The following is a 21,806-nucleotide window of genomic DNA, read 5'->3' as shown; positions in this document are numbered from 1 at the left end:
AGCACAGATAGCCTGCTGCATAGCTAAATTACTTTTAACCTTGAGGGTAAGCAGACCATTCTTCGCCATCAAGTTGTATGTAAGGTCGTTTATTCACATACATCATGATTGTGCCGGCATTTTCAGCAACTTTTGGTGCTTTTGGCAAGTTTTCAACTAAATTGGCAATGCTGTTATTACCCCCAAAAACATTTGTCTCAAGTGTTTTTGCAACAATTTCAGATAAGGCAAAGTAACTAGTCGATTCGTTAATCATAATTTGCGAATAACTTTTAACGTCTGGACCAATAAATTTAATAGCAGCTGGTACAGATACAATAGTAGGGCTTGGTATTTCACGAAGACCAGCAAACTGTACCTTGTCACCTTTTAATGCTGCACCATGTTCGGGTACTACCATTAACATGACATTACGGCCGCGCTTTTCAAGGTTTTGAATAAAACGATTAATATCAGACAGTAAATTAGCGTGCCTTATTGGGTAACTTTCAAGGCTATTCATGCGTTTTTTATTGGCAAGCTGGTTACCATCGTGAAGGCTTGTTGTGTTGTAATACATTGCACACGGCTCACAATCTTGCGCTTCATTTTTAAGCCAACTATCTAGCACTGCACCGTCAGAATAAATAGGACTGTCGTCAAAGCCGTATTGCGCTACTGGAAGTGAATCAATATTAAGTGGTTTATCGTTTAGGCCACCAAAACGATTAACCAAGCCTTTAAAGTCATCGAAGTGGCCATCGTGGTTCATCACAACGCTGCTTTGATACCCTAATTTTTCTAAATTTTTAAATAGATAACATTGCTCTGGTGCATCACTAAATAAAGCTGTTTGGCTTGTTTGCCCACAACTTGCGCGTAAAAGCCTAATAGCTGCAGGCCCACTGTATGATGTTGCTGAGTTAAAATCTGAAAACACCACATCAAAATCATTAAACATATCTTCAACACTAACGCCAATAGCGTTCAAGTCATCAATCGCCATTGAACAAATATTTAAAACGATGACATCGAACAGTTCGCCATTAACTTGCGAAGGAAAATGGCTAATTAAATGGCTTTGTTGTTGATAAAAGTCTGACAATTTTTGATCAGGCGTTTGGCTTTCGCGCGTAATGACTTGTGCTTGATTAGTAGGCTCATTTCTAATTGTTGTATTTGTAGAGTTGGCATTTACTACTGTGCCTGGTTGTTCACCCTCTCCTTGCCATCCAATCAAAAGTAGCCCAACAATAGTAATTGTTGTAAAACGTAACCACTGTGATGTATACCAAAAACATACGGTAATAACGAATAATGCCAATAGCATATCTACACTAATTACACGTGCTAAAAGTTCAAAAAAATAACCAAAGCTGAAATCTTGAACATTACCAGCTTGCTTTGTCAGCCTATTTATTGGCGGCAACCAAGAGTCTTGGTAAAGTATGATAATCGCAAAAATACCACCAAGTACATGTTTTAACTTTTCAAAAGTCGATTTATTAAATTTGATAGCTAAAAGTGCTGCAAGGGCTGCATTGGTTAATACATTAAAATCAATTGCGCCGTAATAAAACAAGGCAAATTTAGCTAAGAAATAAAGATTCCACACTCCTAAACCTGATAATTTCACTGCTCATCCTTCTTTTTTTTATTCGGTGTATAAGGTTCAAGTACTTCGTGTTTAAAAGTAAGCTTGTAATAATATGTTTTTACTCTGGCCAATATTTGAGTTGCCGACATACAAAGCACAATACCGACTATAATTGCCAAAATAACGGTAATAAAAAGCTGATTAATACTCATTGGTTAAGCCTTTAATCTCATTACAAATGACACAGCATCGGGGCGCGCATCATTTGTAAACTCAGGAGTGTCTAACGACTCAGTAATCCCTTTTGACACACCGGGTTCAAACTTATAGCTATCATTCTCTGTTAACTGTTTAGAATAATCAGTAACATGTTTACCGCTATAAAGCCGCCTTAATTGCTTACATTCTTGCTGTATATGAAAATGATCTGAAATAACATTTTGCTGCACAAAAAAGTCACTCGTTTGTAGCTTGAATAAATGCTTAATTGCATTATTTACGTCGTTCTCTCTACACGCATGCAAGTACAAATACACGGTGTTATCTGCAAGGCTAAATACATCCCCTTCACGCTTAATATGAAACAAGTGTAAAGGGTGGATGGGCTCTATTCGGGGTAGTAACTCAAGCTTAACCAACACGCCGCTAACACCTAAATTAACAGCCGAGTCACTATGAACCTCTACTTGGCGCGTAAATTCATCAAAAGGTAAATAGCCTTTAGAAAACGTATTTTCAGTATATTTCAGAACGTGCTCGACTGATGGCGGTAACGGTCTAGAAAATTGAAACCCTTGAATAGATTGAATTTGAGATAATAATCGCGAAGGTTCAGAAAAGCTATACAAAATAAGGTTAACGCCTAAAGTTAAAAATAAACATTCATCTTGATGGCGAATAACGCCATCAACATTTTGTACTACCAATTTCAACCAACGACCGCAGCTTTTCCTCAGTTCAAAGCACTGTTTACCAAGCTGTGCTAAATCTGTGTAACGCGTCACAGCAAACACCAGTGTTGCTGCTTTTAATTTGGGGCCTTTGTCAAACAGCTCATTATTGTCTTTTACGGTATAATAATGCGTAGGCAATTTTGTACCGATTGGCACCGCGCTTTGCACTAACCAGACATCGTCTTCATCTGGAAAATGTGAGCCATTGAATACTTTTGGATCGTTTACAGTTCCCTCTTGTACCAAAAACTTATTATCTTCAAGCGACAGTTGAAACTGCATATCAGCAAATACACCCGTAGTGTGGTGCCAGTAATCGTACTCTAACACGCGGGTAGCGGAGTCATTATCTACAAAAATTAATCCATCAAAAGATTTATTAAGCTGCCTTATTAAAAATCGATAGTGTGTTACTTCTGGACCAGATAGCAAAAATAATAAGGTAACCCCTGTTTTTTTTGCAAACTCACTGTAATCGTTCATTATTGTTTTTGTGCTAGCTTCGGTTGCTGCACTAAGTAGCTCTGTGTTGAAGTGGATAAACACTAGCGCATTTTTTAATTTTTTATACGCGCCTATCTCTTTAATTATACCTTTGTTTATTCGCTCTATTGAGTAATGCTGTGTCTCAGATGAGAGAGAAAATGGATGAACTTTACTACGTTTGTACGCAGTATTAATTGCTGCAGAAAATGACGACTCAAAGAAAGATTCAACGTCTTGAGAAACAATGTAAATATCGTTTGCGAAATTTTGGTTAATTGCATGTAAAGCAAATTCAATTACAAAATTATCTAAAGGGGCTAAAACAGCATAACTTGAAGCCGATTTTAACTCTTTTGCAGCCGGCTCTAAACCCGTTATGTTAAAGTTATGCACTTAAAAAGCCCTCAAAAAAATACTTTTTTACTAGTTTTGCCTGCTATTCTATATATAATAGCCAAATATTGTCCACTTTTAATAAAAATAAATATTACGCTTACAAAGGTTGTAATGAATAATTTAGCTACAAAAAGCTCACAAATACTCACATCAAGTGACATAGAAAACCTAGCTCGCCGTTTTGGTGGGAAAAGTGACGACTATATAGAAATTATGAATACACAAAAAAATCAAAAAACAATTAACAAGTATGCGCTATTGAAAGAAATTGATGACGCATTAAAAACTTCTAAAGAAAAAAAATAAAAAAGGTAAACTCCATTGCAAAGGATTTTTATTAAAGGTATCAAAGGCGGCATAGGTAGCACATCAGTTGTTGCAAACTTAGCGTGCGTTTTGAAAAAATCTGATGTTGATGTGGTTGCCATAGACCTAGATGTTAAAAGTGACCTTGGTTTGCACTTTGGACTTAAATGGACAGCCACAAAAGGTTGGAGCAACGAGAGTACTTTTGACGATGCATTATTACATTTTCGTAAAGATAGCGATGGCGTTCTTTTTTTACCCCATGGCGATAATGAATCAACTTTAGATGAAATTATAACCACAATTAACAATTGCAAAAATCTGGATTATAAAGAATCTGCTTGGATAATATTCGATTGCCCTTCACATATTAATATTTCTCACTACCCGTTAGAAGAAAACGATATTGTTATTGAGCTAGTCACTTGCGATGCAATTTGTCATAGCCTCATATACAAGCGCCTTCAAACTCTTAAGTCAGTAGAGTCAACTTGGAAACACTTTTTTGTCGTTAATCGTTACAACGCAGCCTCAGTGTTAGAATTTGATCTATTTTCTCTTTGGCAATCTACATTGCCATTTATGGCGCCGTTTTTTATTAACAGCGATGAAGTTATTAAAGAGGCCACAGCTAATCGTAATGTAGCCCTTAATTGCGCTCCATACAGTGTAGCGAACGATGACTTTGAAACACTGGCTGGTTGGCTTGTAAGTAAGGCGGCTAACTGACGATGAGCTTTACTCTTTTTTACAAAAGGCCCATACACAGCACATTGTATATTCTATTGAGTATATTATTCACTGATAAGCTTGTGCGTTACATTTTATTTAAATTTCATAGTTACTTTAACCAGCACAAGGTTAATGTAATTGAAGCATTTTTAATGCCCTTTATAACTTTGTTCGGTTCATTATTTGTAAATATAAAAAAGAACAAAGAAAACTTTGAGTTAGCGTTATATAACTATTATCCACACTTAAGGTTGCCATACAGAACTTATATCTATTCTAATATTATACGCTTTGTTATTCAGAGCATATTTTTGCTTTTTGCTGTTCATAAACCCAAAAAAAAATCAGTGTCCATAAAAAAGCATGCTGTAAATTATTTTTATGACGGGGTCAGTTACAGCCTAAGGCAACTTCGTTGGTACGACCTTAAATTAGGCCGATTAATAAGGCGCCTTTTTTCCAAAAACAACAAGCCTAAAAAAAGTGCTTTTAAAACAATGGCAGACGCTCGTATTTGGCAGAACAAACTTATTAAATACATCGTTGTTGCACTGATATTATTCTTGCTTGCCATATTTGTTACCATTCCCTTTAGCCTTGAAGCGCAAGCAGTGTTTATTAGCTTTATTTTACTGGTTGCTTACGCGCTCAAACGCGTAAAAGGCCATATGGCCACGATTGTAATGATTACCTTATCTGTCACTACATCTTCGCGGTACTTGTGGTGGCGATACACTGAAACACTTAATTGGGATGACCCTTTAGCACTTACATTAGGTGCAGGCTTGTTACTAGCAGAAACATACGCATGGATGGTACTTATTTTAGGTTTTTTTCAAACTATTAACCCACTTGAAAGAAAACCTGTCATGTTGCCAAAAAATACTGACTTATGGCCAACGGTAGATATTTACATTCCTACTTACAATGAACCTTTAAGTGTTGTAAGGCCGACTACCCTTGCCGCATTAAGCATAGATTGGCCAGCAGATAAGCTGAAAGTATATATTTTAGATGATGGTAAACGTCCTGAGTTTGGTGAATTTGCTAAACAAGTGGGTGCGGGTTATTTAACAAGACCAGATAATAACCATGCAAAAGCCGGAAATATGAATAGTGCTATGCGCTACACAGATGGTGACTATATTGCCATTTTTGATTGCGACCACGTACCTGCTCGTTCATTTTTGCAAATGACCATGGGACAGTTTTTAAAAGACAGTAAAGTGTGTTTAGTACAAACACCACATCATTTTTTCTCCGCAGATCCATTTGAGAGAAACTTAAATAACCACAGTCAAATTCCAAACGAAAACATGTTGTTTTACGGGCTTATTCAAGACGGAAACGATATGTGGGATGCTACGTTCTTTTGTGGTTCGTGTGCGGTACTCAAAAGAGAAGCGCTTGATGAAATAGGTGGCTTTGCTTTTGAAACCGTCACCGAGGATGCTCATACTGCACTGCGAATGCAACGCGCAGGTTATAAAACTGCCTATATAAATATTCCTCAAGCTGCTGGCCTTGCCACTGACAGTTTATCGGCTCATATTGGCCAGCGAATTCGTTGGGCACGGGGCATGGCGCAAATATTTAGGCTCGATAACCCGCTGTTAGGCAAAGGCTTGAACATCCCTCAGCGACTTTGTTACTTAAATGCTATGCTGCATTTTCTATCAGGTATTCCGCGCATTGTATTTTTAACCGCGCCCCTGGCACTTATATACTTTAATGCATACATTATTTACGCGCCATTTTTAGCTATTTTTATCTACGTTGTACCTACACTTATTCAAATAAAAGCAACTAACTCACGAATACAAGGTAAGTATCGCTATTCGTTCTGGGGCGAAGTTTACGAATCTGTGCTTGCTTGGTACATATTAAAGCCAACAACAGTTGCTTTGTTTAATCCAAACAAAGGTAAATTTAACGTTACCGAAAAAGGTGGATTAAACGATAAAGAGCATTATGACTGGGGTATTTCTAAGCCATATTTGGTTTTACTCGCTATTAATTTAGTCGGTATGTTAGTTGGTATTTTGCGCCTGTTTTTTGGCGACCCTACGCAAGTTGGTGTACTGCTGATTAGTATGGGGTGGGCGCTTTATAATATTATCATTTTGGGTGCTGCGGTTGCCGTGGCAGCAGAAGCACGCCAAGTGAGGCATTCACACCGCATTAAAGCAAACTTCCCAGCGGGAGTTCGTTTAGCAAATGGCCACACATTAAAAGTAAAAATTACAGATTACTCCGATAACGGCGTAGGAATAGAAACCGACCATGCACATGCTTGTCGTGTAAACGATAAAATAGAATTATTAATGAGCCGCGGTAATAAGCAATTTTCGTTTACTACCCATGTTTGTAATACTCGGGGTAACCAAATTGGCTTAACCATTAAAGATTTATCTCTTGAAAAACAGCGCGCGTTTATACAATGTACATTTTCACGAGCTGATGCGTGGCTTGACTGGCAAAATAACTTTAGACATGACCGCCCATCTTACAGTTTTAAAGAAGTGCAAAAAACAAGCCTCAGAGGGTTTAGTAACTTGCTCTTCCACGCACCAAGAGTGCTTCAACCTATCATTCAGTTTATGACTAATTTAGTTGTATACGTAAACTCATTTACTCCAAAAAGACCAATAGTGCATAATAATTATGATTAAAAAGTTGCTTAATATATCCCTAACATTGTCGCTTATTTGTTGCGCTTACTTTGCGCATGCAATTGAGCCATTACAAAATAAATCAATGTTCATTAATGGATACCCTGAGAGCGCTCAGGTGTCGAGTTTACGCTTAGAGTTTGAAGCGTTAGGCTTTACAGGTTTTAGGCTCAACGGGGTAAATAATAACTCCCGCGTTGACTTTACAAACCGAATAGATAAATTGAGCACCAATTTAAAGCTTAACTTTTCGTATACTAACTCGCCTTCATTAATCGCGAATGTTTCTCACTTAAAAGTATACTTTAATGATAATTTAGTCACTGTTTTACCTATTAACGAACAACTTAGTATTGTAAAGAACACAGTGCAGCACAGCCTCGATCTTAACGCTAAATACATTCAAGATTACAACCAAGTTCGCTTTGAATTGGTTGGTTATTACGACCTTAGATGTCAAGACTACTTCAGCCGTACTATTTGGACAGAAATAAATAAATCAAGCAACATAACGCTCGATCAAAAGCAACTCGCTATCGATAGCCGTTTAGAATACCTCCCAGAGCCGTTTTTTGATGAAAAGGATTACAACAAGCTTAACCTTCCATTTGTATTTGCTAAAACACCCAATACCCAAGCTATTGAGGCAGCAGCAACGCTATCGAGTTGGTTTGGAGCCCAAGCTGATTGGCGTGGATTTAATTTTCCCGTAACGTTAAATAAATCGCCTGATCAACACAGTGTGGTTTTTATTACTAATGATTCAAAACCTGATTTTTTGAAAGATTACCCAGATGTTGAAAAACCAACAATTGAAATCATTTCAAACCCATTTAATCGTTATTATAAAATGTTACTCATATTGGGCCGTGATGAAGCTGATTTAAAAACAGCGGTGACTGGCCTTGCATTTGGCCACAAAGTAATGACAGGAAGAAGCGCAAGTATTGAAGCCATAAATCAGTTGCCACTTCGAAAAGCGTATGATGCACCACGCTGGCTTAGAAGCGATCGTCCAGTTCATTTTGACGAGCTTATTGACTACCCTACGCAACTACAGGCGCAAGGTCTTAATAATGGTCCAGTAAAACTAAACATTCGCTTTGCACCTGATCTATTCACGTGGCGTGAAAGAGGAATACCTATTACTCTTCAGTACCGTAGCACGCCAGAATCAGAAGCCATCGACTCTCGTTTAAATATGCTAATAAACCAAGAATTTATAAGTGGTTTTTTACTAGATGAAAACAACGATTTACTACAAACAACACAAGCGTTGTTGCCACTAGTTGCCAATACTGACACCACACAAAGCACAGAAGGCTTTTCTGTAAATGGCATTAATTTAGCTAACAGAAATGAGCTTAACTTTGACTTTAGGTTTGGTGTACTCAAAAAAGGTGAATGTGCTGTTGCACCTCCTGGCGGTGAGTTTGGTGTTATTGATGGCGATTCAAGCATTGACGTAAGTGAATTTGATCACTATATCGCATTACCAGATCTGAACGTATTTGCTAATAGTGGCTTTCCTTTTACCAAATATGCTGATTTACAACAAACACTGGTGCTTATTGATGAAAACCCAACACCAAATGCTTTAACCGTTTTATTTAACTTAACGGGGCACTTTGGCGCGATCACCGGTTACCCAACCCATAGAATGAGTGTTGCTCATTTAAATGAGGACGCTGATTTAGATGATAAAGACATACTCGTTATTGCTAAACCTAACAGTATTGCTAATGACTTAGATGAAGATGCACAAACAAATGTTTTGCTTAACAATAATCAGCGCGCAATTAAACAAGCAATTTATAATGGTGCATACGACGAACAAACGACCGATAAAGTAGAGGTTAGTATTAAAAGTAGTGGCGATATGGCTGTTATAACAGGGTTTCAATCACCGTTTGACTCAGACCGCTCTATCGTCTCGTTGAGTGCTACGACGCAAAATGCATTTACTATACTTGACGATGTTCTAATGAACTCAGAAAAATTAGCTCAAGTAAAAGGTAGTGCAGCCATTATCAACTCACAGGGTATTAAAACCATTCAAGTAGATGAGCAATACTTTGTAGGCCATATCCCAGTCCATACATTAGTGTGGTTTCACTTATCTGATCATCCATTTATTTTGGCATTACTGTCTATTTTAACGCTATTGCTGATCTCATTTATCTTATGGCGATTATTACAAGCATTAACTTACAAGCGTTTAGCTGAAGGAGACGAATAATGAAATCACTCGTTAATATGTTTTTTACCGTGATGGCACTATTTGCTTTCAATGCCAACGCACAAGTTGAACAGTGCGAACCTTGGCAGTCGTGGCAAGTGTTTAAAAATCATTTTATAAGCCAAGACGGCCGCGTTATTGACTTGGGCAGTGATCAAAGTATCACAACCTCTGAAGGCCAATCATATGCACTATTTTTTGCGCTTATTGCCAACGATAAAGCCGCTTTTGATTCTGTTTTAAATTGGACCCAAGAGCATTTATCAGAGGGCGATTTAAGTACGCGTTTACCAGCATGGAAATGGGGACTAGATAAAAACCGCGTAGGGGGGATTTTAGATTCAAACCCTGCGTCAGATTCAGACCTATGGATTGCCTACAGTTTATCGCAAGCGGCAATTTTATGGGATGAACGCCGCTATAGTATTTTAGCCGCAGTGCTTGCTCAACGTATAATCAGAGAAGAAACCGCCTACATAACGGGCCTTGGCCTTTCTTTACTCCCCGCACCTGCCGGTTTTGAGTTTGACAATGAGCGCTATAAGCTAAATCCTAGCTACTCGCCGTTATTTATTTACCAGCAATTTAAAAAGCTTTATCCACATTCACCGTGGCATCAACTGCACGAAGGATCAGCTAAGTTAATTTTAGATACCGCACAGCAAGGCGTTAGCCCTGATTGGGTTATGTTTGATTCAAACCGCGGTTTTTACTACGACAGAAAAAATACAGATTTAGGTAGTTATAATGCAATTCGTGTTTACCTTTGGGCAAGTATGATGGCAAAAGATTCACCCTACAAACAAGAGCTTCTTACTCAGTTTGCACCGTTTATGGACACTATTGAAGAGCGCGGCCATGTTCCTTTAAATACGTACGCTCAATCAGGTAAATCTGAAAAAAGAGGGCCTTTGGGCTTTAACGCTGCCCTGTTGCCTTTGTTAGCAGAGCAAGGTAATGATGAGCTAGTAATGGCCATTCAGCAAAAGCTAATGATTGATAAGTCTTTTACGCAAACACGTTATTACGACAGTGTATTGCATTTATTTGGTGAAAGTGCTGTAAACAAGCGCTTTAAAATAACGGCTGATGGAACGCTACAACCTACTTGGAGCACTGAATGTCGTTAAGGTTGGCCTTAGCTTGTACATTGGCACTAAGCACTAATTTAAATGCCGCAACAATAAATGATATTGATACACAATCGGTTGATTGGTTATTAAACCAAATTAGTATTGGTGAAGCACAACAAAACAAAAGACTTGTTGAAGATAGCCTGCAGAAGTTGGTTGCAATTGCCCCTACCCGAATAGAAACGCAATGTGCGCTTGCACATTACGACTTTACGAATGGCAATACAGACCAGGCAAACTTGTTATTAAGTAAGCTTGATAACCAACTAACACAACAAACACCTTGCGTAAAAAAACTCAAGGTTATGTCTCGTATTCAAGGTAAAGACAAGGCAGTAATTCAAGAAGCAAAGCTGCTTGCTCGTGCCGGCAGGTATGAACAAGCACGTCAAATTTACAATAAAATATTTAATGATGTTTATCCTACTTTAAACTTTGAGCTTGAGCATTTAAGCTGGTATGCCCAGGACAGCGCTCAATGGCAAGGGGTTAAAAATGGTTACAAACAATTATTAAAACGCTATGACAACCTAGGCACTATAGAAGTTGCTTATGCCAGACATTTACTAAGACGTAACCCACGCGATAAAGCAGCTATGCGTATTTTAAGTAAGTATGGATCGACATCGGGTTTTAGTGATGAAGTTGAAAGTATTTGGCTCTCTGCATTAAAAAATATGCCAATAAACAGTAATACTGACAAGCAATTTCAGCAATACTTTATACTTTACCCGTTTAGTAATAAGGGAGAGTTACAGTATCAAGACTTTAAAAAGCAATTAAAAGCACGCCAAAAATTATTAGCCGACCCGGCTTATCAGCTCTGGTTAAAAGGCAATAATCTACTCGAACAAGAAAAGTTAAAAGCAGCAGAACCTCTTCTGTTAAAAGCCTTAAAAGGCCGCCCTACTGACGGCGAAATCATGAACAGCTTAGGCATACTTTACCTACAACTAGGTGAAAATGGTAAAGCCTATAATTATTTTACACGTGCACAAAAATACACTGCCGACTTTGCAGAGCGAAATACCCTTAAAAGCATGGCTAAAACAGCTAAGTTTTGGCTGTATATTCGCCAAGCAAGAGACGCTATAGATAGCAGTGAATTTAGAGTTGCTAAGCTAAAACTCGATTTAGCCGCCGCATTAGAAGAAGAACCTAATACCGTATTGGCGAATCGTGGCACCTTACAATTTACCCAAGGGCTATATTCACAAGCTGCGCTTACCTACCAAGTGGTGCTTAAAAGCGAGCCTTTAAACGAAGGCGCCCTATTTGGCTTACTTGAAATTGCAAAGCTTGAACAAAGTGAAAAAACGCTCACATCTTTTTTTAATCGACTTTCATTTTCACAAAAAGAAATATTAAGAGCGTCATATTTAAGCTCATTAAGTAGCGTGTATAGAGCTAAGGCAACAAAGCTAACTGAAGCTGGTGAATTAGAAGAGGCTGAAAAAATATTAAAAGAGGCTATTCAAGCAACACCAGAAGAGCCTTGGTTATATTACGACTTAGCGTTTATATATCAACAAAAAGGACTCACCGACAAAGCCCGCTCATTGTTTAATAATGTATTGTGGCAATTTCCGCTAAATTCACAGCTTAGGTATAGCCATGCACTGTTTTTGCGTGCTTTAGACGATTACCAAGGTGCGCTTGCTACGCTTCAGTATATTCCATTTAAATCTCGCGATGCTGACATTGTATCTCTTGAACAACAGTTACAACTTAATGAGTCTTTAGCTCAAAGCGAACGTTTTATTAATTCTCAAAATAAAGCGGCTGCTATTTATCACTTAAGTGCGTTAGAAGCACAAAATTTAACGCCACCAATGAAAGCTGAGCTAGCACGAAGCTGGTTTAGCATAGAAGAACAAAACCACGCTTTAAAACTCATGCGTGACGCATTAGCTGAAGACCCCTCATTATCAGCCTATTGGCATATGTTGTATGGAGAATGGCTTTTAGCACAGGGTAATAAAGCTCAGACTACGGATTGGTTTAATCGTTATCGGCTTCCTGAAAATGCCTCTGAGAGTGAAATAGATCAGTTTGTGCAATTACAAAATGCCTATTATTCTGAGTATTTTAGTGGCAGTGATCTTATTGCGAAGCTAAATCAGCTCGATCGAAAATACCCAAGTTCAGCAGCAACAACAACTGCGCTAATAAATGCAAACTTAGCACTTGATCAAAACCAATCAGCGATTATTTTATACGAACAAAAACTAAAAAATAATCAGTTAATTGAACCCCAAGCTTTAATGGCAATATCCAAAGCCTATAGAGCACTTGGTGATGATTTCCAAGCAAAAGAGGTCACACAGCTCGCCATTGAACAAAGTACAACGCAAGAAAGTTATTTTCAGCGTCAAATTATGGAATCGTTAAACGATTTTAATTACGCAGGTGATGCCCTTTACTTAGCCGAGCAACTTATTCAAAAAGCACCTAATGATTTAGAGCTTCGTTATTTAGGCGCGCAAGTTGCTGCTAATTTTAATGAAACAGAGCAAGCACAAACGTGGTACGCACAAACGCTTTCACCTAATCGTCAACTAAATGAAAAAGAACTCTACGCATCACTTTCGCGCATTAATGAAAACGACGAGTGGTATATAAACGGTGCCAAACGAGAACTACTCAGCCAACAAAACAAAAACCAAGCCTACATTGCTGTTGGTGTAAATTTTAGCGGACAAGTAAGTACTGAAAGTGAGGCTACATTGGGCGCTGGTTTAGTCCCTATTGAAGCGTACTTTCCGCTTTGGCAGGGGCAAGGCTTTGTAAAAATAGATCCTACAAGTATTAGCGCGCAAACAACACGATTTGACGAGCAATTTGCTGGCAGTCGATACGGTCAAGGCGCTTTGTGTATATTTACCTGTGGTATTGACGAGGTAAGTCCTGAGCAAGATGGCGTTGATATTGGCATTGGTTGGCAAAACGAAAACTGGCGCGTAGATATTGGTACAACACCACTGGGCTTTTTAATCGAAGACATTGTATGGGGTATTAATTACTCGGACGACTTTGGTGACTTTGGTTATAGCCTTGAATTAGAAAAACGACCAGTAACCAGCTCAGTACTGGCCTATGCTGGTCTTGAAGACGTTAATACCGGTAAAATTTGGGGGGGGGTTCGCTCAACCGGTTTAACCGCTAATGTTTCTCATGATTTAGGCGGCGATTGGGGGTTTTGGTCTAGTGCTGACTTTACATTATATAAAGGTCAAAACGTAAAAGATAACCAGCGCTACCGCTTGATGGGCGGTACCTATTATCGTGTAATAAGTAATCAAGATCGCGAATTTACAGTGGGTGCAAGTTTATTGCATTGGGCGTATAAATTTAATTTAAGTGAAGAAACCTGGGGCCACGGCGGCTACTACAGCCCACAGAACTATATTGGGTTATCGGTTCCTTTGACCTACGATGCACGATGGGGTGATGACTTTGTATACCGCGTAAAAACAGGCGTGTCGTATTCGCAAACTAAAACGCAAGCCATCGATTTTTTTCCTAATGATCCTGACCTTCAAGCTGAAGCCTTTGTTCGCCAACTTGAAACCGGTGTAGACCCTGCCTTTGATTCAGATACCAGTGCGGGCGTATCGTACAACTTAGAAGGCAGCTTTGAATACAGAATAACCCCACATTGGTTCTTTGGTGGTTATTTAGCTATTGATCGTTCTGACTTTTACGAACCTAATTTTGGCCAACTGTATATCCGTTACTACTTCAATCCTGTTTACGGGACCCTAGAGTTTCCGGGTACACCTATTATCCCTTATGCTGAGTTCTAACTTAGCATAAGGTGATACACCGCTCAGTACTTCCCCTCGCCTTGAGGTATATGTATACTTATGCGCAATTGTAGCTAGGATAAGGGTGTGTCTCTTACCTTGTGGTGTTACAGCCATACAGCAAATCATTATCTTAGATACAAATAATATACTGGTGGTCGAGCACTTTAACCTTATAAACAGGCTAACTGAGCTAAAGCAAAAAATTATAAGGCCATCACAACAATTCTTTAAGTTAGGAAGTAAATATGAGTTCAGCTCCAGATAGTGGCTGGTTTGGCCACCCTAAAGGACTTTCGACATTGTTCTTCACTGAAATGTGGGAACGAATGAGTTATTACGGTATGCGAGCTATGCTCGTATTATTCATGACAGCAAGCTTACAACAAGAAGGCCTTGGCTTTACGGTTGCATCAGCGGCTGCAATTTATGGTTTGTACACAGGTGCGGTATACTTTTTAGGCTTACCTGGCGGTTGGTTAGCAGATAGATTATTTGGCGGCCAAAAAGCGGTTTGGTACGGTGGTATTATCATTATGTGTGGCCACATTATTTTGGCCGTTCCACATGAATATTCATTTTTTATTGGTTTAATTTTTGTTGCAACAGGTACGGGCTTACTCAAGCCAAATATCAGTGCAATGGTAGGCCAGTTGTACAGCGATGCTGATGAGCGTCGTGATGGCGGTTACGCTATTTATTACATGGGTATTAACTTGGGTTCTTTAATAGGCTACTACGTATGTGGTTACTTTATGGAGAACGTAGGTTGGCACTGGGCATTTGGTGCAGCAGCTGTTGGTATGGCCATTGGTTTAGTACAATACAAACTTACCCTTGATAACTTACCAGAGCACAGCGCTTTACCTGCTAATCCATTAAGCGCTAAAGGCACTTCACGTACTTGGGGCGCTATCGCGTTGTTTGTGGCTGTTGTTGCGGGTGTTACCATAGCCGCTATGACTGGTGCTATCATTATAAACCCTTCAGTTGTAGCCGGTTATACAGCTGTTATATTTACTGTTATATTCTTTGTGTACTTTGGCCTTATTTATTTTAAAGGCAAATTAACAGGCGAAGAAAAACAAAGAATGTGGGCGTTATTTTTAGTGTGTGTTGCCTCTGCATGTTTTTGGTCTGGTTTTGAGCAAGCCGGCTCTTCGTTAAACCTATTTGCCCGCGATTACACCGACCGACTAATTGGTAAGTTTGAAATTCCAACTACGTGGTTTCAATCTTTAAATTCAATTTTTATTATTGTTTTATCACCTTTTTTCGCTGCGCTTTGGATAAACCTGTCTAAAAAAATGATATCGCCTACTTACAGCGTAAAATGTGCATTTGGCTTAATTATTATGGCCTCAGGCTTTTTAGTCATGTTTATGGCAGCACATTATGCAGCAGAAGGCTTAAAAGTAGCGCCTTACTGGTTGGTAACTACGTACTTTTTACACACAGTGGGTGAGCTTTGTTTAAGCCCTGTTGCATTAAGTGCAGTAAGCAAGTTATCGCCTCGTCGCTATACGGGCCAGTTAATGGGTGTGTTTGTTTTAACTTACTCTATTGGTAATGTTATCTCGGGCATACTTGCTGGTAACTTTGATCCTAATAACGTTCAAGAAATCCCTACCCTATACTTACAAATTGCATTATTTAGCATTGGTGTAGGTATTGTTTTAGTGCTTATGAGTTTTAAAGCGAAAATATGGGAAAAACAAGGATTAGAGACCTAATTCGGTTAATCCTTTTGTACTAATAATTATTTACTGCATATTCCAAATGTAGTAACAAATAAAAAATGCCCCCATAATTGTTATGGGGGCATTTTTATACAGCTATGCTCCCATACTTTTAACTGATATTATGCATTAATAAATTGTTAAATTAGACACCCGAGGACTGCTGTATATGTTATTGGACAAGTTATTAAAAATAGCTGCAATACCATTTTTGCTCTTTATGTTAAGTGCATGCGGTGGTGCGAGTGATGCAGTAACGGTTAATCCAAATGATCCTGTTGAACCCGAGCCCACCCTACTTTCTTTAACTGCTGCTAACGGCTTAAACTCAACGTTAGATAACGGGGGGTTTGAATTAATTATCCCTGCAAATATAGCTTCATCAAATAGCGAAATCACTTACGAAAAAACAACGCTAGATGATGCCAACGCACAGTTAAACATTATCTCTGATTTACACACCCTTATACCCGACCCTGACATTTCATTTTCAGACTCCTTTACTATTAGAATAAAAATACCTGAAGACTATGTACTCGGTGGGCAATTATTCATAGCCAGACAGTTAGGTCTAAATAGTTGGGAAACGATTACTAACTCAACCGTAAGCGATGATTATGTCAATGCACAAGTGAATCAAGTAGGCACTTATGCAATTCAAATGCAGCGTAAAGAAACATTCGCCGATATTGGTCCAACATGTGAAGCGAGCGCAACAACACAATCGGTACGCTTTGTTCATGTAGCAGACTTACATGCTCGTTTTGGGTATGAGGAACAATACTTTAGCCGTATTAAAGCCTATTACAATCAAGTCGCCAACCAAACACCACATACCCTATTTACCAATGGTGGTGACGATTATGAAAAAGGCACGGTAGCAGAGCAACTTTCACAAGGTACAGCAACCGAAGAAGCCATTAAAGCGATGCAGTTTGACATTCGTGTTGTGGGAAACCACGACTATGCATGGGGACCAGAAAAACTACTGAGTTATTCGCAAGATGATAAAGCAATTGTGCTTGCAAGTAACACTCGCTATGAAGGGGAGCAACTTCAAGATTTTGCCGCTGTGAGCTTTGCAAAAGTGCAAGTGGGCTGTGTCACCTTAGGTGTATTTGGCATGACGTCGGTGCCATGGAATGAACTAGATGAGCCACAGCAAGACGATCCAATTCCTGATTTTATAAAACAATTTAAAATGAGCTGGGAATGGCAGCAAGTTGCACAAAGCATTGTAGACCAATACCGTGATGATGTTGATTACATGGTAATGCTAAGCCATTTAGGAGTAGGCCTAGATACAGATATGGCAACTGAGGTTGCAGGTATTGATTTAGTATTAGGGGGCCATACCCATGGCGGCGAAAGCTTTGATACACTAGAAAATGGCGCCATTGTTATTCAACCTGACTTTTATGCAAAAGGGATAACCGACTTAACACTTGAGTTTAATTTAGCTGATAAAACATCACCTGTTGTGAACTATCAAACGATTGCAACTGAAACCATCACTGAACGTGATGAACCAACAAAGCAAGCCATTGATGAAATTATGGGCCGTTACGCGCCTGATGCACAAACCGAAATAGCTATTTCAGAAAACTACCCTAGTGCAATTGAGTTAGCTGAAATAACAGCATTAGCCGCGCAACACGAAAGCTCAATCACAGCTGCACTTTTAAACCCCGAACTGGTTCAAAAGCGTTGGACACCCGGCACGCTCACACAAGAAGATTTTCACGAAGCATTTTACGTAGAAAGACAGCCTTCAAATACACCCGGTTTTAACGCAATATATAAAGTGACAGTAACAGGTACAGACTTAACGTCTATGTATGCAAGCCAACCTGACTGGTTTTTACTCACACCCGAAAACATTCAAGCAACCAGCAATTATGATGTCGCTTTATTTAAAGGCGCAGCGCTTAACCCTGAATTATTTTTTAATGGTGTTACATTTTCAAACGTAGAACCCATTGCCGAAGCATGGTGGTTACTAGATCAGTACGCCCGATTTAGAACAAGCCAGTGCTTATACCTAGATACCAACAGTCAACTGTTTTCATGTACAAACGAAGAAAACATAACGGTATGGAATTTTGATAATACAGCAAGCCCACTGACAGCAGATTTTGGACCTTCAGTACTCAGTTACTTCGATCCTGAAGAAAAAGACTGGGGCCCAGAAGAAACTCAATATAAAACCACTACCGAACTCGGCATTAGTGATTTGAGTGATGGGCCGTCAGGTGTAATGGCATTTTCAAGGCATGCACCAACCGAAGGCCTACATATTAACTTAAACACACCCGCTAACGGCGATTATGCCGCTGATGGCATGATTTCAGACTACACACTTGTAATGGATTTATACTGGCCAGCAGAAGGCCAAGATATTTACCGTGCGGTTGTTCAAGCGGATACCGTTAACTACTTAACCGACGATGCCGACATATTTATTGACCCAAGTGGTGGTTATGGTAAATCAACCAGCGACAGCGGCTATTTTGGCAATACACAACCCGACTCTTGGCATCGTGTCGCTTTAGTATTTTATACTGCACCTACCAATGGCGTATTTGAAGTGTACATAGATGGCGAACTAGTGGGTGTAAAGGAAGATGGAGAAATAAACAACCGCTGGGCACTCAAAGACGCAGTGCTGCTGTTTAATGATGACAACTTTGAAACCGAGCCTGGCTACTTAAATGCCATGCTTTATGCCGGCCGTGCAATGAGCCGCGACGAAATAAAAAGCTTAGGTAATGCGCAGCAAAAACTCACTTATGAGCAAGCAACACGCGTACTTAATCAAACCATTGAACGCCATTACCAAGCTGCGCCTGAAATAAAACCAAACTTATGGTTACAACAGCGTAGCAAGTTTTTTGGTGAACACGTCAAAAATGTAAACAATTAATTACACTTACCCCTGTTTCATACCACTTCAAAAAAGAGAGTTTAGCTACTTAAACTCTCTTTTTTATTACTATAATTCATAAGCTTAATCAAAAAACAGCCACTAAAACTGCTTACTTTTACAACGTAAAAAATTTTCTACTGTATTGACTCAAAACAACTTGGCCACAAGCGTCCTATAAAATTTACACACCACTCAATTACTAAATACCTGGCTGCTCTTCCCCTAAATCTAATTCTGGTTAATTATCTTGCCATTAACACAACAACAAATAATCACAGTGCTTACATTGTGGGAGTAATTAAAATGAGTGAAGTAAATAACTATTTAGGTTTAGTCGGTATTGAGTTTACTGAATACGCCACACCTGATGCAGATTACATGGATAAAGTATTTACTGACTTTGGCTTTTCAAAGCTTAAAAAGTTTAAAGGTAAAGACATTGTTTATTACAACCAAAACGACATTCACTTTTTACTGAACAACGAGCGTGAAGGTTTTTCTGCTGAATTTGCTAAAAGCCATGGTCCAGCAATTTGTTCAATGGGGTGGCGTGTAGAAGACGCACAAAAAGCATTTGAAACAGCTGTAGAGCGCGGTGCAAAACCAGCAACAGACTCTACACACAAAAACCTTCCTTACCCTGCAATTTACGGTATTGGCGACAGCCTAATTTACTTTATTGACCAATTTGGCGATAAAGGCACCATTTATGAAAGTGACTTTGAAGATTTAGCAACGCAAACGGTTGTTGAAGACAAAGGCTTTAAGCGCATCGACCACCTAACTAATAATGTTTATAAAGGCACAATGGAAACATGGGCAAACTTTTATAAAGATGTGTTTGGTTTTACAGAAGTACGTTACTTTGACATTAAAGGTCAAAAAACGGCGCTAATTTCATATGCGCTTAAATCTCCATGTGGCACCTTCTCAATTCCAATCAATGAAGGTAAAGGCAACGACAACAACCAAATTGACGAATACTTAGGTGAATACAATGGCCCAGGCGTTCAACATTTAGCATTTTTAACTGATGATTTAGTTAGCTCGCTAGACAAGCTAGATAAATCAACTATTGCAACGCTCGATATTATTCCTGAATACTACGACACCATTTTCGACCGTGTGCCGTGGGTAAAAGAAGACAAAGACAAAATTCGCGAACACCAAATACTGGTTGATAGCCAAAGCGAAAATTGTTACCTACTACAAATTTTCTCTAAAAACTTATTTGGCCCAATTTTTATAGAGATGATTCAACGCGTTGATGATGGCGGTTTTGGTGAAGGTAATTTCCAAGCGTTATTTGAATCAATTGAACGCGATCAAGAGCGCCGCGGCGTTTTATAATCTTTTTGAGTAAATTAAAAGCAGCGACCTTCGCTGCTTTTTGTCGTTTTAATATTTAAAATGTATGGCTTAAAGTGCAAGTATGCTTAAATAAATACTCCATTGTTGCCATACAGTTAAACCAAAGGAAATGTAATGAGCCTAATTAACGAAACCCATGATATTAATTTAACAAGCTGGGTAGAGTCAGCGAATGTCGCCAATTGCGACTTCCCTATTCAAAACTTACCATTTGCCGAGTTTCGTCGCAAAGGCACTAACGAAGTATTTCGTGGCGGTGTTGCGATAGGTGATCAGGTCATAGACCTTGCAAAACTAAATGAGCTAAATGTATTTACAGGCGACGCTAAAACAGCACTCGATGCAGCGAGCGAGTCAACGCTAAATACATTTATGGGTTTAGGGCAGCAATATTGGTCAGCACTTCGTTTAGCCCTTTCAAAAGCATTACGCGAAGGCGCTGAATGTCAAAAAGATATTGCGAGCGTATTAATATCGCAAGCTGATATTGAATTTTCATTACCATGTCGTATTGGTGACTATACCGACTTTTATACCTCTATTTATCATGCTACGGCAGTAGGTAGTTTATTTCGCCCTGATAACCCACTATTACCTAACTATAAATGGGTACCAATTGGTTACCATGGCCGCTCTTCATCTATTGATGTGTCTGGGCAAACATTTCACCGTCCTAAAGGACAAACTAAAGCACCCGATGCAGACGCTCCCTCGTTTGGTCCATGTAAACGCCTTGATTACGAGCTAGAGCTTGGCATTTACTTAGGTAAAGGAAATGCGCTAGGCGATGCAATTGCAATTGAAAATGCAGAAAACCATGTATTTGGTTTTTGTGTATTTAACGACTGGTCTGCCCGCGACTTACAAGCTTGGGAATACCAACCATTAGGTCCGTTTTTAGCGAAAAACTTTGCATCAACAGTGTCTCCTTGGATTGTTACAACAGAAGCACTCGCACCGTACAGAACAAGTTGGACCCGTGATGAAAACGATCCACAACCTATGGAATATCTAGAGTCTGCCGCTAATCGCGAGCAAGGTGCATTTGATATTCAAATGGATGTAAAAATTCAAACCGAAAAAATGCGTAGCGAAGGGCACTCTCCTACCCGCGTATCTACCTCTAGCTTTAAGCACTCTTACTGGACTGTAGCTCAAATGGTCACTCACCACACAGTTAACGGGTGTAACTTTATGCCGGGTGATATGCTGGGTTCGGGTACGCAATCTGGCCCAACACATGAAGAAGCGGGTTCTTTACTTGAACTTTCTCGTGGCGGTAAAGAAAAAATAACGCTAAGCAATGGCGAACAACGCAGCTTTTTAGAAGATGGCGATAACGTTATTATGCGCGGCTGGTGTGAAAAAGAAGGCTTTGCGCGTATTGGTTTTGGTTCAGTTGAAAGCACGGTTTTAGCCGCAAAATAATCTCAATCAAACATACTTAAATGAAAGGGCTGCTTTTAAAAGC

Annotated in this window: 13 protein-coding genes; 10 read left to right on the top strand and 3 right to left on the bottom strand. The window is 39.2% G+C overall.

The annotated features are described in order from the left end of the window. Window positions 1–34 precede the first annotated feature (34 nt). The 3 genes from bcsG to bcsE are packed head-to-tail and all read right to left on the bottom strand — an operon-like array spanning window position 35 to window position 3,408. Window positions 35–1,615 (bottom strand): cellulose biosynthesis protein BcsG, encoded by a 1,581-nt coding sequence (bcsG, locus tag CWB65_RS09430; RefSeq protein ID WP_138740458.1) that lies wholly within the window; start codon window positions 1,613–1,615, stop codon window positions 35–37. After that, the gene (locus tag CWB65_RS19870) at window positions 1,612–1,788 is read right to left on the bottom strand and encodes a hypothetical protein (RefSeq protein WP_006791404.1); all 177 of its coding nucleotides are present in this window, start codon (window positions 1,786–1,788) and stop codon (window positions 1,612–1,614) included. Before CWB65_RS19870 ends, bcsG begins: the two co-directional genes overlap by 4 nt. A gap of 3 nt (window positions 1,789–1,791) precedes the next feature. After that, entirely contained in the window at window positions 1,792–3,408 is a 1,617-nt protein-coding gene (bcsE, locus tag CWB65_RS09425; protein ID WP_138740457.1) for a cellulose biosynthesis protein BcsE, read from the bottom strand. Between the two features lie 114 nt (window positions 3,409–3,522). Between bcsE and bcsR the strand changes: the two genes are divergently transcribed. From bcsR to fahA, 10 genes are all read left to right on the top strand, one after another. Further along, window positions 3,523–3,717, top strand: a complete 195-nt coding sequence (gene bcsR / locus CWB65_RS09420; protein WP_006791406.1) for a BcsR/BcsP family cellulose biosynthesis protein — start codon at window positions 3,523–3,525, stop codon at window positions 3,715–3,717. Window positions 3,718–3,732: 15 nt separating this feature from the next. Beyond that, window positions 3,733–4,446: a cellulose biosynthesis protein BcsQ gene (bcsQ, locus tag CWB65_RS09415; RefSeq protein WP_008127570.1), complete on the top strand. Its 714-nt coding sequence runs from the start codon at window positions 3,733–3,735 to the stop codon at window positions 4,444–4,446. Window positions 4,447–4,448: 2 nt separating this feature from the next. Continuing rightward, the gene (gene bcsA, locus CWB65_RS09410) at window positions 4,449–7,121 is read left to right on the top strand and encodes a UDP-forming cellulose synthase catalytic subunit (protein ID WP_006791408.1); all 2,673 of its coding nucleotides are present in this window, start codon (window positions 4,449–4,451) and stop codon (window positions 7,119–7,121) included. Next, window positions 7,114–9,360, top strand: coding sequence for a cellulose biosynthesis cyclic di-GMP-binding regulatory protein BcsB (gene bcsB, locus CWB65_RS09405; protein WP_008127562.1), 2,247 nt, complete (start codon window positions 7,114–7,116; stop codon window positions 9,358–9,360). The genes bcsA and bcsB overlap by 8 nt, the downstream gene beginning before the upstream one ends. Further along, window positions 9,360–10,490 (top strand): cellulose synthase complex periplasmic endoglucanase BcsZ, encoded by a 1,131-nt coding sequence (bcsZ, locus tag CWB65_RS09400; protein WP_008127560.1) that lies wholly within the window; start codon window positions 9,360–9,362, stop codon window positions 10,488–10,490. Before bcsB ends, bcsZ begins: the two co-directional genes overlap by 1 nt. Continuing rightward, complete coding sequence (locus tag CWB65_RS09395; protein ID WP_008127558.1) at window positions 10,481–14,299, top strand: cellulose synthase subunit BcsC-related outer membrane protein; 3,819 nt, start codon at window positions 10,481–10,483, stop codon at window positions 14,297–14,299. Before bcsZ ends, CWB65_RS09395 begins: the two co-directional genes overlap by 10 nt. Before the next feature lie 248 nt (window positions 14,300–14,547). Next, on the top strand, window positions 14,548–16,032 hold the full coding sequence (locus CWB65_RS09390) for a peptide MFS transporter (RefSeq protein WP_008127557.1): 1,485 nt from the start codon (window positions 14,548–14,550) through the stop codon (window positions 16,030–16,032). 175 nt (window positions 16,033–16,207) lie between these two features. Beyond that, complete coding sequence (locus tag CWB65_RS09385; RefSeq protein ID WP_138740456.1) at window positions 16,208–18,961, top strand: metallophosphoesterase; 2,754 nt, start codon at window positions 16,208–16,210, stop codon at window positions 18,959–18,961. A 306-nt stretch (window positions 18,962–19,267) separates the two neighbouring features. Further along, the gene (gene hppD, locus CWB65_RS09380; RefSeq protein WP_010557063.1) at window positions 19,268–20,314 is read left to right on the top strand and encodes a 4-hydroxyphenylpyruvate dioxygenase; all 1,047 of its coding nucleotides are present in this window, start codon (window positions 19,268–19,270) and stop codon (window positions 20,312–20,314) included. A 135-nt stretch (window positions 20,315–20,449) separates the two neighbouring features. Then, window positions 20,450–21,763, top strand: a complete 1,314-nt coding sequence (gene fahA / locus CWB65_RS09375; protein WP_138740455.1) for a fumarylacetoacetase — start codon at window positions 20,450–20,452, stop codon at window positions 21,761–21,763. Window positions 21,764–21,806 lie beyond the last annotated feature (43 nt).

The sequence above is a fragment of the Pseudoalteromonas sp. S554 genome, assembly GCF_005930865.1.
GTDB classification, from domain to species: domain Bacteria; phylum Pseudomonadota; class Gammaproteobacteria; order Enterobacterales; family Alteromonadaceae; genus Pseudoalteromonas; species Pseudoalteromonas marina.
The sequence above is the reverse complement of the archived record's forward strand: the minus strand, read 5'-3'. Positions and strand labels throughout refer to the sequence as shown.